The organism is Vibrio hannami (assembly GCF_029589055.1).
In the GTDB taxonomy this organism is placed as follows: domain Bacteria; phylum Pseudomonadota; class Gammaproteobacteria; order Enterobacterales; family Vibrionaceae; genus Vibrio; species Vibrio hannami.
The window spans coordinates 119,029-133,678 of sequence record NZ_JARQZP010000007.1 but is presented as its reverse complement, the minus strand read 5'-3'; the positions used below and the strand labels follow the sequence as shown (position 1 = coordinate 133,678).

Annotated in this window: 15 protein-coding genes, 1 other RNA gene and 1 pseudogene; 7 read left to right on the top strand and 10 right to left on the bottom strand. The window is 43.8% G+C overall.

What is annotated here, in order from left to right:
• Nucleotides 1-159: 159 nt before the first annotated feature.
• A pseudogene (mltF, locus tag P7F88_RS14955) lies at nt 160-1,772 on the top strand (membrane-bound lytic murein transglycosylase MltF).
• Nucleotides 1,773-2,070: 298 nt separating this feature from the next.
• Here the strand turns inward: mltF and tadA are convergent.
• From tadA to P7F88_RS14930, 5 genes are read right to left on the bottom strand one after another with little or no spacing between them, the layout of a single operon-like run.
• Nucleotides 2,071-2,598 (bottom strand): tRNA adenosine(34) deaminase TadA, encoded by a 528-nt coding sequence (gene tadA / locus P7F88_RS14950; protein WP_277825984.1) that lies wholly within the window; start codon nt 2,596-2,598, stop codon nt 2,071-2,073.
• A gap of 50 nt (nt 2,599-2,648) precedes the next feature.
• Nucleotides 2,649-3,035 (bottom strand): type IV pilus modification PilV family protein, encoded by a 387-nt coding sequence (locus P7F88_RS14945; RefSeq protein ID WP_277825983.1) that lies wholly within the window; start codon nt 3,033-3,035, stop codon nt 2,649-2,651.
• Nucleotides 3,025-3,408 (bottom strand): hypothetical protein, encoded by a 384-nt coding sequence (locus P7F88_RS14940; protein ID WP_277825982.1) that lies wholly within the window; start codon nt 3,406-3,408, stop codon nt 3,025-3,027. Before P7F88_RS14940 ends, P7F88_RS14945 begins: the two co-directional genes overlap by 11 nt.
• Nucleotides 3,405-4,037 (bottom strand): PilW family protein, encoded by a 633-nt coding sequence (locus tag P7F88_RS14935; RefSeq protein ID WP_277825981.1) that lies wholly within the window; start codon nt 4,035-4,037, stop codon nt 3,405-3,407. The genes P7F88_RS14940 and P7F88_RS14935 overlap by 4 nt, the downstream gene beginning before the upstream one ends.
• The gene (locus tag P7F88_RS14930) at nt 4,018-4,524 is read right to left on the bottom strand and encodes a pilus assembly FimT family protein (RefSeq protein ID WP_277825980.1); all 507 of its coding nucleotides are present in this window, start codon (nt 4,522-4,524) and stop codon (nt 4,018-4,020) included. Before P7F88_RS14930 ends, P7F88_RS14935 begins: the two co-directional genes overlap by 20 nt.
• A gap of 92 nt (nt 4,525-4,616) precedes the next feature.
• Here P7F88_RS14930 and P7F88_RS14925 point away from each other — a divergent pair, with 92 nt between their 5' ends.
• A complete protein-coding gene (locus P7F88_RS14925; protein ID WP_277825979.1) occupies nt 4,617-5,033 on the top strand; it encodes a type IV pilin protein in 417 nt (138 codons plus the stop codon).
• 58 nt (nt 5,034-5,091) lie between these two features.
• Here the strand turns inward: P7F88_RS14925 and dnaJ are convergent, their stop codons facing one another.
• The 3 genes from dnaJ to grpE form a co-directional block, all read right to left on the bottom strand.
• Nucleotides 5,092-6,237 carry a molecular chaperone DnaJ gene (gene dnaJ, locus P7F88_RS14920; protein WP_277825978.1) on the bottom strand — a complete coding sequence of 382 codons (1,146 nt, stop codon included), beginning with the start codon at nt 6,235-6,237 and terminating at the stop codon, nt 5,092-5,094.
• Nucleotides 6,238-6,543: 306 nt separating this feature from the next.
• Complete coding sequence (gene dnaK / locus P7F88_RS14915; RefSeq protein WP_277825976.1) at nt 6,544-8,466, bottom strand: molecular chaperone DnaK; 1,923 nt, start codon at nt 8,464-8,466, stop codon at nt 6,544-6,546.
• Between the two features lie 259 nt (nt 8,467-8,725).
• Nucleotides 8,726-9,343, bottom strand: coding sequence for a nucleotide exchange factor GrpE (gene grpE / locus P7F88_RS14910; protein WP_277825974.1), 618 nt, complete (start codon nt 9,341-9,343; stop codon nt 8,726-8,728).
• 147 nt (nt 9,344-9,490) lie between these two features.
• On the opposite strand from grpE, the gene nadK reads away from it, so the two are divergent.
• From nadK to bamE, 3 genes are all read left to right on the top strand, one after another.
• Nucleotides 9,491-10,375: an NAD(+) kinase gene (gene nadK / locus P7F88_RS14905; RefSeq protein WP_277825972.1), complete on the top strand. Its 885-nt coding sequence runs from the start codon at nt 9,491-9,493 to the stop codon at nt 10,373-10,375.
• Between the two features lie 147 nt (nt 10,376-10,522).
• Nucleotides 10,523-12,184, top strand: a complete 1,662-nt coding sequence (recN, locus tag P7F88_RS14900; protein ID WP_277825970.1) for a DNA repair protein RecN — start codon at nt 10,523-10,525, stop codon at nt 12,182-12,184.
• 192 nt (nt 12,185-12,376) lie between these two features.
• Nucleotides 12,377-12,736 (top strand): outer membrane protein assembly factor BamE, encoded by a 360-nt coding sequence (gene bamE / locus P7F88_RS14895; protein ID WP_277825968.1) that lies wholly within the window; start codon nt 12,377-12,379, stop codon nt 12,734-12,736.
• A 49-nt stretch (nt 12,737-12,785) separates the two neighbouring features.
• On the opposite strand, the gene P7F88_RS14890 is transcribed toward bamE, so the two are convergent.
• A complete protein-coding gene (locus P7F88_RS14890; RefSeq protein ID WP_277825966.1) occupies nt 12,786-13,136 on the bottom strand; it encodes an RnfH family protein in 351 nt (116 codons plus the stop codon).
• Nucleotides 13,136-13,564: an SRPBCC family protein gene (locus tag P7F88_RS14885; protein ID WP_277825964.1), complete on the bottom strand. Its 429-nt coding sequence runs from the start codon at nt 13,562-13,564 to the stop codon at nt 13,136-13,138. Before P7F88_RS14885 ends, P7F88_RS14890 begins: the two co-directional genes overlap by 1 nt.
• 87 nt (nt 13,565-13,651) lie before the next feature.
• On the opposite strand from P7F88_RS14885, the gene smpB reads away from it, so the two are divergent.
• Together smpB and ssrA are read left to right on the top strand one after the other, a co-directional pair.
• The gene (smpB, locus tag P7F88_RS14880; RefSeq protein WP_277825962.1) at nt 13,652-14,137 is read left to right on the top strand and encodes an SsrA-binding protein SmpB; all 486 of its coding nucleotides are present in this window, start codon (nt 13,652-13,654) and stop codon (nt 14,135-14,137) included.
• A 68-nt stretch (nt 14,138-14,205) separates the two neighbouring features.
• Nucleotides 14,206-14,572, top strand: a transfer-messenger RNA (tmRNA) gene (ssrA, locus tag P7F88_RS14875).
• The last annotated feature ends 78 nt before the right edge of the window (nt 14,573-14,650 follow it).

Below are 14,650 nucleotides of genomic sequence, written 5' to 3'. Positions count from 1 at the left end.
AACACCCAAAGCAACCGTTTGCGTCATTTTTTTCATATATCACGCAATTTGTGAATTTTCAGGTAACTTTGCAAATCATCAATGTTTTTGAATCCTGCTTTGCTCGACATACTCCCCTCTGTTATAAATAGCTAATACAAAACCTTGCCTCTATTTGTAATGCGTATTGCTTTTAAACGAACATATATAAAACTGATTAGTTTACTGATTGCCCTGATAGCTATTTCTGGCTGCCAGATCGACTCCGATCCAATGAGCGAATTAGATAAGATCCGCGAGCGCGGTGTTTTGCGAGTAGGTACCCTAAATAACCAACTCGCATACTATATTGGTCCTGATGGCCCAACTGGTCTTGATTATGAGTTAGCTAAGCGATTTGCAGATGAGCTCGGCGTTAAGCTGGAAATCAAACCTGCGTATCGTTTATCCGGACTTTTTCCTGCACTGGACAAAAATGAAATAGACATCGTAGCCGCAGGCTTGAGCCAGTCTGCTGAGCGTATAAAACAATATCGCGCCGCTCCTGCTTACTACTATGTCAGTGAGCAAGTCGTTTATAAAACCGGCTCGTGGCGACCTCGCAATCTGGATAAGCTGATAGAAAGGCTGAATGAAACTGAAGATAAGCTGACTGTTGTTGCTGGCTCCCAGTTTGAAAAAACACTAAACCACCTGGAGCTCGTAAACCCTGAATTGAAATACGATATCAACCGAAATTCGGACGTTAAAGATTTGCTGAGACAAGTCTCTAATGGCGAGCTTGCCTACACGGTAGCAGACTCTGTTGAACTCTCTTTAACTCAAAGGCTTTATCCGGATATTGCTCTTGCGTTTGAGCTTACTGAGGATCTTCCTGTTTCCTGGTATATGCGAAAATCGGACGACGAAAGCCTATATGCTCTTTTGATAGAGTTCTTTGGCTCTATGAACTCATCTGGTGATTTAGCACAACTGGAAGAGAAGTACTTCGGTCACGTTGATAGCTTCGATTATGTCGATACTCGCGCCTTTATCCGCGCCCTAGACAGCAAACTTCCTAAGTGGGAGCCTCTATTTAAAGAGTACTCTGGTGAGTTTGACTGGCGATTAATTGCTGCACTCTCCTATCAGGAGTCGCACTGGAATCCAAAAGCAAAATCCCCAACAGGCGTGCGCGGTATGATGATGCTGACCTTACCAACAGCCAAAATTGTGGGCGTGAAAGACCGTTTAGATCCTGAGCAGTCGATCAAAGGTGGTGTGAAGTACCTGAAAGGTATTGTCGAAAGAGTGCCCGACTCCATTGCCGAGCATGAAAAAATTTGGTTTGCTTTGGCATCTTATAACGTTGGTTACGGTCATATGTTGGACGCCCGCCGCCTAACCAGAGCGCAAGGCGGAAATCCTGATGCATGGACAGATGTGAAAGACCGGCTTCCTCTGCTGAAGAAGAAAAATACTACAGCCAAACTCGCTATGGTTATGCTCGTGGCGATGAAGCCCGTAACTACGTTGAAAATATCCGCCGTTACTACCAGTCGATTATTGGTCACGTAGAAAAGCAAGCGGTCACCGAAGAAGACGTCAATGTTGATGATCTACAGGTAATAGAAGTTGAACTACCGGAAGAGCCTGAAGTAGCAACTCCGAAAGCAATAGGTGATGAAACGTCTTCAGGCAATACTAGCCCAGCAGCTGAATCACCGGAAGTTGCGCCACCAGAATCAGTTCCACCACAGCCAGAAGGTTCTGCCCCAATCATTGAAGACTCAATAACTTCAACTGAGCTATAATGTTAAAAAGCTGGCAACTGCCAGCTTTAATATTGCGGTAATAAAAGCAAACTATAACAGTAGGTAAGTAAACAACTGAAAACTGAAGTAGCCGACAGCTACTAATTATGGGGGAATAACAAATGTTCTCTAGAAAAAAACGAACGACTAATAAATCCGTGGCGAAGACCGCCTCTGCAAACCGTCGCAAGCGCATGCTTGCAAACAATAAGAAGAAAATCATCTGGCGTCACCGCGCGTATGTCCAGACCGAAGTCTTCGGCTAAAACTTAGTAAAACCTGGGCAAAGCCTTCAACTTCAAGAATCTTTGCCCTCAGAACCCTGTTCCTGAGCTTTCAACTTTTTCTGTTCCTTTTTCTCTTTTCTTCTTCTTTTAAAAAATGCCTGCAACTGCGTACGGCACTCTTCTTCGAGCAGTCCTGCCTCTATCGTCGCGTAATGATAAGCTGCCTGAGTTTCGAAAAGATTCAGCACCGTTCCTGCCGCACCAGCCTTTAGATCGGGAGCTCCATATACGATTCGTTTTACCCTGCTATGTAGAAGCGCCCCGGCACACATAGGACACGGTTCCAGAGTCACATATAAAGTAGTATCAGTCAGCCTGTAGTTTTCCAGAACTTCACCCGCTTTTCTCAAAACCTGTATCTCAGCATGCGCTGTAGCATCGTGTAATCCAATGGAGCGATTCCATCCTTCAGCGACAACTTCTCCGTCTTTGACTAAAACCGCTCCCACAGGCACCTCTCCTTCTAACTCTGCCTGATGAGCTAAAGAGATGGCTCTGCGCATAAAGGTTTCATCTTGTTGATTAAAAGAATTAGTCAAAACAGCTTTCCGATATAGATATAAAGGTCGCCATTTTAGCGAGCTACACCTTAAGAATAAATAGTCATCACCGTACTTAGGCTGACACTATTCACTTCGCTTTGGTTGTTTTGCCAGATAACCTCAACTGAGACATGATACACATCTCCACTTGTAGCCGTTGGCAACTTAGATATCGATACTATTAACTCATATTCATTGTCTAACTGAACCTCTTCATTCAAGGTTTCAACTGCATCTGAATGTTCTGAAAACTCTATCGATAGTCTTTCCATTCGAGATTCAGCAATGCGCAAAGCTTCTGTACTTCGGTGCGCGTAATCCGTTTTCTGCTCCATATAGACCTGTAGCCTGATATTGCCCATAACGCCGAACACAATCAAAGATGAAGCGATCAATACTTCTAACAGTGTGGCTCCTCGTTGTTTAGAAATCACGCCAGCCTCCCTGCATCCATTGATACTCACCATCAGCAAGAACGATCACTGCTGACACTACTGCATACCGGTAACGAGATTGGATTTGATAAGTCACGGCATCCAGGTTGGTTACCTCAATATCCAGCTCTTTGGGCAAACTGCATTTATGAAATGTGGAAGGAAGCTGAGAGCCTGTTTTAAACTGTCCGTAAACACACTGAACACCACCTTCAGCAATCCAATGTGACTGCGCTTTTGCTACCTGGTTATTTGCCATCCTTGTTTGCAAAATAAGTGGCCTATAGCTGGTTAATGTAAGAATAAGTAACGCCACCAGAAGTAATGACGTAAACAATAAGGTGATCATCCCCTGCTCGGTGTTTTTGTTCATTGGTTTCTCGGTACTACTTCAACTGTCCTGCTCATATTGATACCAGGTTGATTCTTAATCTCTGCAGACAACGAGATCCTCAACAATGACCTTTCATCGTTTAGAAAGGCGGAATCCAGCTTAAAATCGTAGTCCGTCAGAGCAATATTTCGCTCATCAAACACCGAGTAATAGACGCGACAAGTTCCTTGTGTAAGCTTCTCTCTGTCGGCAATAGTCCGATGGCATATCTTAAGTTTTTTCTTTTTAGTGTCAGCTTTGTAAGAGATTAACCTGGCAGAAAACCTTTCACCTGAAGCACTAAGTTGATAAGCAAAAGTCAGTGTATTGTCGCTAAGCTCAAATGTATTCTCAGTTCCAATTAACGTCAGTTTTTGGCCAAGATCCGAGGTATATCCTGCGCGTCTTACCTCTCGGGCAATTTCGCTAATTACATTATCTAAAGACTTTGCCAATAGCGTTTTCTGATGACGAATCAAAGCCTGTTTCTGAGTTGTAATAAATAGTGTACTGACGGTTGTAATCACCGTCAGGCTGAGAAAGGTCGCTACCATTAGCTCAATAAGCGTAAACCCTGCGCATCTATGGTGTTTGCTTCTATGGCTGATATCAGCACTTAGGAAAGCCATAGAACTCACCACCTTCACCGCATATTTTTGTTCTTCCGGTAATACCGTAGTAAACCAGCTTTAGCGGTTTAACCGGGTTATTTTGATAACGAATAAGTAGATGCCCATTTCCCCGGTACTTGGCACTAATGTGGTCCATATATATGAAAGCAGGACCATTTTTATTTTGACTTCCTGATACCTGAATTTGCGTATAACGCCCTTCGACTATCTGAATAGCCTCACTCTGTTTTTCTGACCGCAATTCAAGAGTCCAGGATAAATCACCTAACGGTGAAGAATTAACAACAACGTACAGCTCTTCTCCTCGGTGCATGGTTTCTGAACGAACATTGAAGAAAAAACTACTGATTTCCGCTGCTATTCGCCTCATTCTTAGCTGTTCAAACAAAGATTCAAAACCGACACTCAGGCCAGTGAAAGCAACCGAAAAGATAAGCAGAACAACAACCAGCTCTATCAGAGTAAAACCGCGAACTATTTCCAAAATTTACCGTCAGCATATGCCCGCCTGAGAAGAATTATCAGATGCTATCAAGCTCATCCATTAAGAAAGTATGTTGAGGGTAAAAGCTGGAAGTGATTCGTTTATTCTTTTGCAAATATGAACTCAAGAAGTCGTCAGGAATGACATTGCTCGAATTAATTGTGGTGTTAGCGGTATTAGGGACTCTGGTTTTACTAGCACTGCCAACATACAGCCAGCACACTCTAAACAACCACAGAGTAAAAGCCATGTCTGATCTTATGCTATTGCAGCTTCGAATCGAAACGCTTAATACTTCAAAAGACAGGGAGATAGTAATAGAAGAAGGGTACTGCTCTGCCGGTATTCCATGCCAATCAGACAGAGGCAGGTTTCATTTTTCCGTTATTGAAACCAACGATGAGTATATTCTTCAGGTCAAATCCATTGGTCACCAGACAACAGATAAATGCCCTGTTTTATCTATTAGTTCTAATGGTAAGAAGGAGCCATTAGAGTGCTGGAAATAAAAAAGCCAGCGAATAGTTTCAGTTTCACTGGCTTAGTAATATTCGTTTTGCTGGCAGATTAGCTAGTCAGGTCATCAAAGAACTTTTTAACGCCTTTGAAGAAACCTTCAGACTTCGGAGAATGCTTAGTTGCAGCATCACCACCACAGCTTTCTGCAAATTCTCTTAGCAGTTCTTTCTGGCGCGAGCTTAGTTTAACCGGAGTTTCTACTACCAGCTTAACAATTAGGTCACCAACACCGCCACCACGAACACCTTTCACACCTTTACCGCGCATACGGAACATACGGCCAGTTTGCGTTTCTTCAGGTACCTTCAGGTTAACACGACCATCAAGAGTAGGAACTTCAACTTCACCACCAAGCGCAGCCATCGCGAAGCCTACAGGCACTTCACAGTATAGGTTGTTACCATCACGCTCAAAGATATGGTGCTCTTTCACATGAACCTGTACGTACAGATCACCTGCTGGTGCACCTGTCTCACCCGCTTCACCTTCACCAGACAGGCGGATACGGTCACCAGTATCTACACCAGCCGGGATCTTAACGTTAAGTGTCTTAGTCTTCTGCTTACGACCTTGTCCGTGACACGCATTACAAGGGTCTTTAATGATCTTGCCTTTACCGTTACAGGTAGGACAGGTTTGCTGAACCGCAAAGAAACCCTGACGCATCTGAACCTGACCATGACCATGACAGGTTCCACAAGTCTGAGGTGATGAACCTTTCTTAGCACCAGAGCCATGACAAACGTCACACTCAACCAGTGTTGGTACTTCAATCTCTTTTTCACAACCACGAACCGCTTCTTCAAGAGTCAGCTCCATGTTGTAACGAAGGTCGGAACCACGCTGAGCGCGTTGACCGCCACCACCACGGCGACCACCACCGAAGATGTCGCCAAATACATCACCAAAGATATCGCCAAAGTCAGCACCAGCACCGCCGCCGAAGCCGCCTCCGCCCATGCCGCCCTGTTCAAATGCAGCATGACCATACTGATCGTAAGCCGCTTTCTTCTGAGGATCGGTCAGAATTTCGTACGCTTCTTTTACTTCTTTAAACTGTTCCGCAGCGCCTTCATCACCCTGGTTTCTGTCCGGGTGGTATTTCATCGCAAGACGCTTATACGCCTTCTTGATATCGCGCTCTGACGCATCACGGCTAACGCCTAATACTTCGTAAAAATCACGTTTTGACATGTGTTTAAATACCGTTTCTTACTGCAAATGGCATCGTGCCATTTTTCTTAACTAAATCGATCTGGAGAATGTCTTCACACCGACATCACCTAGATAGATTCACTCAATCTTATTTACAAACTTGCGGGCGAAAGGAAACCCCCGACGCCCGCAATATATTTCAATAAAGAAGCTCTGTTATTAAAAGAACTAAATAATTGTGTTTTCTAAGCCAGATTGTGCGAGTTCAAGGAGAAGGCGCGGAGTTTATAAGCATAAATGAGCACCTTCGACGCAGAAATCGTTCAATCTGGCGACGAAAACTAATTATTTTTTGTCGTCTTCTTTAACTTCTTCAAACTCAGCGTCAACAACATCATCGTCTTGCTTAGGCTGTTCACCCGCTTCTGCACCACCAGCTGCTTGCTGTGCTTGCGCTTGCTGCTGAGCGATTTCCATTAGCTTCTGAGCTGCTGTCATCAGAGCCTGAACTTTAGCGTCGATAGCTTCTTTGTCGTCGCCGCTCTTCACTTCTTCTAGCTCTTTGATTGCTGCTTCGATCTTCTCTTTCTCGTCTGCTGGCAGAGCGTCACCCGCTTCTTCCATTTGCTTACGAGTACCGTGAATCATCTGATCAGCCTGGTTACGTGCAGTTACTAGCTCTTCGAACTTCTTGTCCGCTTCTTTGTTAGCTTCTGCTTCTTGTACCATCTTCTCGATGTCATCATCGCTCAGACCGCCAGATGCCTGGATAGTGATCTTCTGCTCTTTACCAGTCTGCTTGTCTTTCGCAGATACGTGCAGGATACCGTCCGCATCTAGGTCGAATGTTACTTCGATTTGTGGCATGCCACGTGGTGCAGGCTGAATACCTTCTAGGTTGAACTGACCAAGAGACTTGTTGTACATCGCTTGCTTACGCTCACCCTGTAGAACGTGGATTGTTACAGCGTTCTGGTTGTCTTCTGCAGTAGAGAACACCTGGTTAGCTTTAGTTGGGATAGTTGTGTTTTTCTCAACTAGCTTAGTCATTACGCCACCCATTGTCTCGATACCTAGAGACAGAGGAGTAACATCTAGTAGAAGTACGTCTTTAACGTCACCAGCAAGTACACCGCCCTGAACTGCAGCACCCATCGCTACTGCTTCGTCTGGGTTTACATCGCGGCGTGCTTCTTTACCGAAGAAATCAGCAACTTTCGCCTGAACCATTGGCATACGAGTCTGACCACCGACTAGGATAACGTCAGTGATATCGCCAACAGAAAGATCTGCATCGTTAAGAGCAACTTTTAGTGGCTCAAGAGAACGCTGAACTAGGTCTTCAACAAGTGACTCAAGCTTCGCACGAGTTACTTTAACGTTCATGTGCTTAGGACCAGTTGCGTCTGCAGTTACGTAAGGTAGGTTTACGTCAGTCTGCTGAGTAGAAGAAAGCTCGATTTTCGCTTTTTCTGCTGCTTCTTTAACACGCTGCATTGCTAGAGGATCGTTCTTAAGATCGATGCCCTGCTCTGCTTTAAACTCATCTACAAGGTAGTTGATCATGCGGTTGTCGAAGTCTTCACCACCAAGGTGAGTGTCACCGTTAGTTGCTAGTACTTCGAAAGTCTTCTCGCCTTCAACTTCGTCGATTTCGATGATAGAGATATCAAATGTACCACCACCAAGGTCGTATACAGCGATAGTGCGGTCACCGCCTGACTTGTCCAGACCGTAAGCTAGTGCAGCTGCAGTTGGTTCGTTGATGATACGCTTAACTTCAAGACCTGCGATACGGCCAGCATCTTTAGTAGCCTGACGCTGAGCATCGTTAAAGTAAGCAGGAACTGTGATAACTGCACCAGTTACTTCCTCACCAAGGAAGTCTTCAGCAGTTTTCTTCATTTTCTTAAGTACTTCAGCAGAAACCTGAGGAGCCGCCATTTTCTGGCCTTGTGCTTCTACCCAAGCATCGCCGTTGTCTGCCTTAACAATGTTGAAAGGCATAATTTCGATATCACGCTGTACTTCTTCGTCTTCAAAACGACGACCGATAAGACGCTTAATAGCAAATAGCGTGTTTTGAGGGTTGGTTACCGCTTGACGTTTTGCAGGCTGACCTACTAGCGTTTCGCCGTCTGTATAAGCGATAACAGATGCAGTTGTACGCTCACCTTCAGCATTTTCAATTACGCGTGGTGCATCGCCGTCTAGTACAGCAACACATGAGTTAGTAGTACCTAAGTCAATACCAATGATTTTACCCATCAGGCTATCTCCGAGAATTCAATTTAATCATTTCTATATCCCCCTAGATGGGGGCGATGAATTGGGATTCAACCCCATTCACACTAATGTTTCTTTGTGTATGCACCATAGATAAGGTCAGCGAATGGGTTTTCAAGGGAGTGACTAAAAAAAAGAGCAGATTTTTATCAGTTAGGGGAAAAATCAGCAAAAATGTAGTACCTGTAAATGAAAAAAAGGCCGCTTCGAAAGCGACCTTTTGACAAATAATTCGATTGAATTACTTAGAAACCATTACCATCGCAGGGCGGACAACACGGCCGTTTAGTTCATAACCTTTCTGCATTACGAACATAACTGTGTTTGGCTCAAAGTCTTCGCTTTCCTGGGTAGACATCGCCTGATGGAACTCAGGGTTGAATGGCTGACCTTCAGGGTTGATTTCTTTCAGGCCAAACTTCGCAACAGTGTCGATAAAAGTTTTATGAGTAAGCTCAACGCCTTCAACAATTGGTTTCACTTCTTCATTTTCCATGTTCGCGTGTGAAATAGCGCGCTCTAGGTTGTCGATAACAGGCAACAGCTCTTCAGCAAACTTAGTTAGTGCGTATTTACGAGCTTTATCAATTTGCTGCTCTGTACGGCGACGCATGTTGTCTACTTCAGCTTTAGCACGCAATACAGAATCCTGTTGTTCTTTCACTTTTGCTTCACTAGACAGAAGTGCGGCTTCAAGCTGAGCAATTTTAGACTCTTCTATTTCCTGCTCGCTTTCTTCATTCCATTCGATATCAGCGTCAGTACCAACAGCTTCCACTTCTTCTTGAGCTACTTCCTGCTCAACGCCTTCCTGTTGCTTCAGCTCTTCTTCTTTAACCTTGTTTTCTTCGTTACTCATGATATCTCCAGACTTCGGAACTCAATGTTTATAGCGAGCTTGTCATTAATCCTAAGATAAAACGCTCGCGTATTTAATCAACTTGCCTTTATTATGGGGACAGATATTTTTGAATCAAGCGTAACTGCTACCAATTGGACTATCCAGATGAAAAAGCCCTTCCAAGTCATCGGTATTATAGGAAAACCACGTAATCACAAAGCGGTTCAAACTCACAAAGAACTATTTTGCTGGCTATCTTCTGAAGGCTATCAACCAATAGTCGACGATCGTTTAGTTGATATCCTGGATGATATTCCTCAAGAGAACTTCGATTCTTTAGTCAATATTGGTGAAAAAGCAGATCTGGCTATCGTTGTGGGTGGTGACGGTAATATGCTTGGTGCTGCCCGTGTACTATCCCGCTTTGATATAAGTGTTATCGGTGTAAACCGAGGAAACCTGGGATTCTTAACCGACCTGAACCCGGAAGATTTTAAAACCGCGCTTAAAGCGGTACTCGACGGCCAATATGTAGAAGAAGAACGATTCCTGCTTGAAGCTGAAGTGTATCGACACGGTAAGAAAAAAAGCCATAGTGCTGCGCTAAACGAAGTGGTTCTGCACCCAGGTAAGATAGCCCATATGATAGAGTTCGAAGTCTACATTGATGATAGCTTCGCTTTTTCTCAGCGTTCCGATGGACTCATCATATCAACACCAACAGGCTCTACTGCCTATTCACTATCTGGTGGTGGCCCAATCTTATCACCAAGTCTGAACGTTATATCTATCGTGCCTATGTTCCCGCACACCCTTTCCAGCCGACCACTGGTGGTTGACGGCCACCGAAAAATTAAGCTAAGCGTTTCTCCTGATAACAGGGGAACTCAGGAAGTAAGCTGCGACGGACAAATTTCACTCCCCGTTTCTCCGTCTGATGAAATCGTTATTTATCAAAGCCCTAATGTACTAAGGCTTATTCACCCTGAGGATTACAGCTATTACCATGTACTCCGCAATAAGTTGGGCTGGTCTAGCAAACTCTTCTAACTGAGCATTCTGATTTTGTTATGTGTCACAATTTATTGAACAAAATAAATTGTTCATAAAAAAATCACCTGGATAACTTTACTGTATAAAGAAACAGTATATACTGTTTTCTTATACAGTAATGTTTGGTTATACAGGTATCTGAAAATGCTGGCTCACTTAAGTGTAAATAACTTCGCCATTGTTAAGTCACTTCAACTTGAACTTTCACAAGGTATGACAACCATCACCGGTGAAACTGGTGCTGGTAAATCTATTGCTATCGATGCGCTTGGGCTTTGCCTTGGTGGTCGAGCAGAAGCTGGAATGGTACGTCAGGGTGAAGATAAGACTGAGGTTTGTGCAGCATTTTTACTGGATAACAATATTCACGCAACTCGCTGGCTGGAAGATAACGAACTTCTGGATGGTAGCGAGTGTATTCTTCGGCGCATCATCACCAAAGATGGCCGTTCCAGAGCCTTTATTAACGGAAGCCCAGTTCCTCTTTCTCAACTAAAGTCTTTAGGGCAAAAGCTAATAAACATTCACGGGCAGCACGCACACCACCAGTTAATGAAGAGCGAATATCAGCTTTCAATGTTGGATCAGTACGCTGGTCACGGAGATTTGATCAGCAAAACTCAACAGCATTACCAAACATGGCGACAAGCTGAAAATAAACTGAAAGAGCTGCGCCAAAACAGCCAAGAAAATGAAGCTCAAAAGCAACTGCTCGAATATCAGATAAAAGAGCTGAATGAGCTGGCAATTGCAGAGGGCGAGTTTGTTGAGCTTGAGCAAGAGCATAAAAGACTTGCTAACAGTGGCGAGCTCGCAACTAACTGCCAGCAAGCTATTGAACTGATATATGAAGGTGAAGAAGTTAATGCTTTGGGCATATTGCAAACTGCCTCTACCTCATTGATCAAACTCGCTGAACTGGATCCTAAACTTGCAACTCTTCCGGGAATGCTAGAAGAGGCTCTGATTCAGATTGAAGAGACAAACAATGAACTTCGTAGTTATCTGGACTCTATTGATGTAGACCCAGAAAGAATGGCATTTGTAGAAGAGCGCTTCTCTAAAATCATGTCGATTTCCCGAAAACATCATGTCATGCCAGAAGAGCTTTATAGCCATCACCAGGATCTGTTAAAGCAGATTGAAGAGTTAGATTGTTCCGATGAAAAACTGGATGCACTTGCCGAAGAAGCAGAAAAGAAACATGCAAGATTCCTTTCCGGTGCAGAAAAGCTAAGTAAATCGAGAAGCCGCTATGGTAAAGAACTGGATAAGCTGATTAGCAAAAGTATGCATGAACTGAGCATGGAAAAAGCGAAGTTCTGTATCGATATTTCGCGTGATGAAAAACATGCATCGCCACTAGGTATTGATCAGGTTACCTTTATTGTTTCAACTAACCCAGGTCAGCCAATGCAGCCTATCGCTAAGGTTGCTTCAGGCGGTGAATTGTCGCGTATATCTCTGGCTATCCAGGTAATCACAGCGCAGAAAGTCGATACTCCAAGCCTGATTTTTGATGAGGTAGATGTTGGTATCAGTGGGCCAACAGCTGCAGTCGTCGGCAAAATGCTGCGCAAGCTAGGAGAATCCACTCAGGTTCTTTGCGTAACTCACCTACCGCAAGTTGCAGGTTGCGGGCACCAACAGTTATTCGTAGCAAAACAAACTAAAGCAGGTAAAACTGAAACCCAGATGAAACCACTCGATAACGAACAAAGAGTATCTGAGCTTGCTCGACTTCTGGGCGGTAGTGAAATTACAGATTCAACCCTGGCAAACGCTAGAGAATTATTAGCCGCCTAATTTCATAATTGACATAAATGTTATCTAGCCCACAAAATGAACATCTACTTTTGTGGGCTAACTTTATTTGAGACCCTAATTGCAACAAAACTCGAATTTTGCGGTCACAGGTAAAGTCCCTTTTACATATCGGCTCTGCTTGTTTATTATCTTGCGAGCTTAGCGAAATACATAGATACAGAAGTACCAATTATGCAATTAAAAAAGTGGTTAGTAGTAGTCCCACTGTCTATTACGATGATGACCGGCTGCTCATTGGCAGAAAAGCTTGTTTACCGAATTGATATCAACCAGGGTAACTACGTAGAACAACAAGCAGTAGATCAATTAAAGTTTGGCATGAGTAAAGAGCAGGTAAGATATGTACTTGGCTCGCCTATGTTAATCGAAAATGGTTATCCAAATACCTGGTACTACATCTATCACCATACTGAAGGTCACAACGACTCCATTCAAAAGAACCTATTTGTGCACTTTAATGAAGATGGTCGCCTTTTAAACCTGGAGGGAGATTTTCCACCAGGAGTCGGTTTTTTTGAAAGTCTGAACTAGTAATCGCCTGAAGTAATTATCGAATCCAGAAAAATAGGGCTTTATAGCCCTATTTTTTCCTCAGTTCGTTTGGCTTTCCACCTGTCACGGGATCTGCCTTCCCTGAGGCTTTAGCTTGCTCTGCTCGCTTACGTCTAATCTCCTTTGGATCAGCCAACAGAGGTCTATAGATCTCGATACGATCTTTATCTCTTACTTTGGCATCAAGCCTAACATTGCGGCTAAATATACCCACTTTGTTTTTACTCAAATCTATCTCAGGGTACATATCTAATACCCCGGACTGATTAATGATCTCTTCAACTGTTGAGTTTTTGTCTACTACTTGCGTAAGCACTCTTTGCTCATGAGGTAATGCATAAACAACTTCTACATGGATCATGTCCGATTCAATACTCATTAGTACACCTGTTTCGCACGATTGGTAAATGCACTTACCATATTATTTGTCAGCTCGCTGAATACCTTACCAAATGCCATTTCAACCAACTTACTGGAAAATTCAAAATCCAGCTTGAGTTCTACCTTACAGGCAGCTTCATCAAGCTCAGTGAAATACCAACCACCTTTTAAAGACTTAAAAGGCCCGTCCACTAACTCCATCAAAATTGCAGAGCTACTCTCTAACGTATTTGAGGTGGTAAAGGTTTTTTTGATTCCGGCTTTGGCAACATCTACAGACGCTATCATCTGATTGTCATCTGATTTCAGTATTTTGGAACCTGAACAACCAGGCAAAAATTCTGGATATCTTGATACATCGTTTACCAGATCATACATCTGCTCTGCACTGTATGAAACAAGAGCCGAGCGCCTGACTTGGGGCATACTTTCTCTCTTTTCTTCGTAATATATTATCTAATTCAACAAATAAGGATTTCCCAACAAGGAGACGATCCGTATAATGACGCCATTATGGCAAAGAAAAAATCAAAAACCAAAGCTGGTAGCAATACCATAGCGCTAAATAAAAAAGCTCGTCACGAATACTTCATTGATGATGAAATCGAAGCTGGGTTAGAACTTCAGGGTTGGGAAGTTAAATCTCTCCGCCAGGGTAAAGCTAACATTGCTGAAAGTTACGTCTACATACGTGATGGCGAAGCCTTTGTTAGTGGTATTACCATCACTCCTCTGAATCAGGCATCAACACACGTTGTAGCTAACCCTACCCGCGTGCGTAAGCTATTATTAAATAGAAGAGAGTTGGATAACCTATTCGGTCGTGTGAACCGTGAAGGTATGACGCTAACCGCACTTTCTCTTTACTGGTCCCGCTCCTGGGTAAAAATCAAAATCGGTGTTGCGAAGGGTAAAAAGCTTCACGACAAACGAACTGATTTGAAAGAGAAAGATTGGGCGCGCGATAAAGCTCGGATTATGAAGAGCAAATTGCGTTAAACTTAATCAACTGAACCAGCAAGTGCTAGACAGCATTAAGTTTTCTGGTACCATGCTCGTTCTATCTCGGGGCTGATCTAGGATTCGACGGGAATTTTGCAGTCTGAGGTGCATGTCGTGGGGCGGTTGGCCACGTAAAAAGCCGCAAAAAAATAGTCGCAAACGACGAAAACTACGCACTAGCAGCTTAATAACCTGCTGAGAGCTCTCTCGCCCTAGCTTCCGCTTGTAAGACGGGGACCAACGAGAGATCAAACCCAAACGAGCTAGCCCGGATTCTCCCGCCTGAGAGATGAACGGCGAAGTTTAATTCAGGATAGTCATTTACTAGCGTGTCGGTTCGCAGGTACTTGGTGAATTTAAAGATCGACTAAGCATGTAGTACCAAAGATGAATGGTTTTCGGACGCGGGTTCAACTCCCGCCAGCTCCACCAATCACTAGTAACGGGACGTCTCAGGACGTCCCGTTTTCTTTTCTAAACCCTTGTCCCATCTAGCTTTAAGTGGTTCAG

Bases quoted from the DNA above. Each gene is read 5' to 3' on its own strand.
- P7F88_RS14940 (WP_277825982.1), bottom strand. From the start codon at position 3,408: ATGAACAAAAACACCGAGCAGGGGATGATCACCTTATTGTTTACGTCA.
- P7F88_RS14935 (WP_277825981.1), bottom strand. From the start codon at position 4,037: ATGGCTTTCCTAAGTGCTGATATCAGCCATAGAAGCAAACACCATAGA.
- dnaJ (WP_277825978.1), bottom strand. From the start codon at position 6,237: ATGTCAAAACGTGATTTTTACGAAGTATTAGGCGTTAGCCGTGATGCG.
- dnaK (WP_277825976.1), bottom strand. From the start codon at position 8,466: ATGGGTAAAATCATTGGTATTGACTTAGGTACTACTAACTCATGTGTT.
- grpE (WP_277825974.1), bottom strand. From the start codon at position 9,343: ATGAGTAACGAAGAAAACAAGGTTAAAGAAGAAGAGCTGAAGCAACAG.
- nadK (WP_277825972.1), top strand. From the start codon at position 9,491: ATGAAAAAGCCCTTCCAAGTCATCGGTATTATAGGAAAACCACGTAAT.
- recN (WP_277825970.1), top strand. From the start codon at position 10,523: ATGCTGGCTCACTTAAGTGTAAATAACTTCGCCATTGTTAAGTCACTT.
- bamE (WP_277825968.1), top strand. From the start codon at position 12,377: ATGCAATTAAAAAAGTGGTTAGTAGTAGTCCCACTGTCTATTACGATG.
- P7F88_RS14890 (WP_277825966.1), bottom strand. From the start codon at position 13,136: ATGAGTATTGAATCGGACATGATCCATGTAGAAGTTGTTTATGCATTA.
- P7F88_RS14885 (WP_277825964.1), bottom strand. From the start codon at position 13,564: ATGCCCCAAGTCAGGCGCTCGGCTCTTGTTTCATACAGTGCAGAGCAG.
- smpB (WP_277825962.1), top strand. From the start codon at position 13,652: ATGGCAAAGAAAAAATCAAAAACCAAAGCTGGTAGCAATACCATAGCG.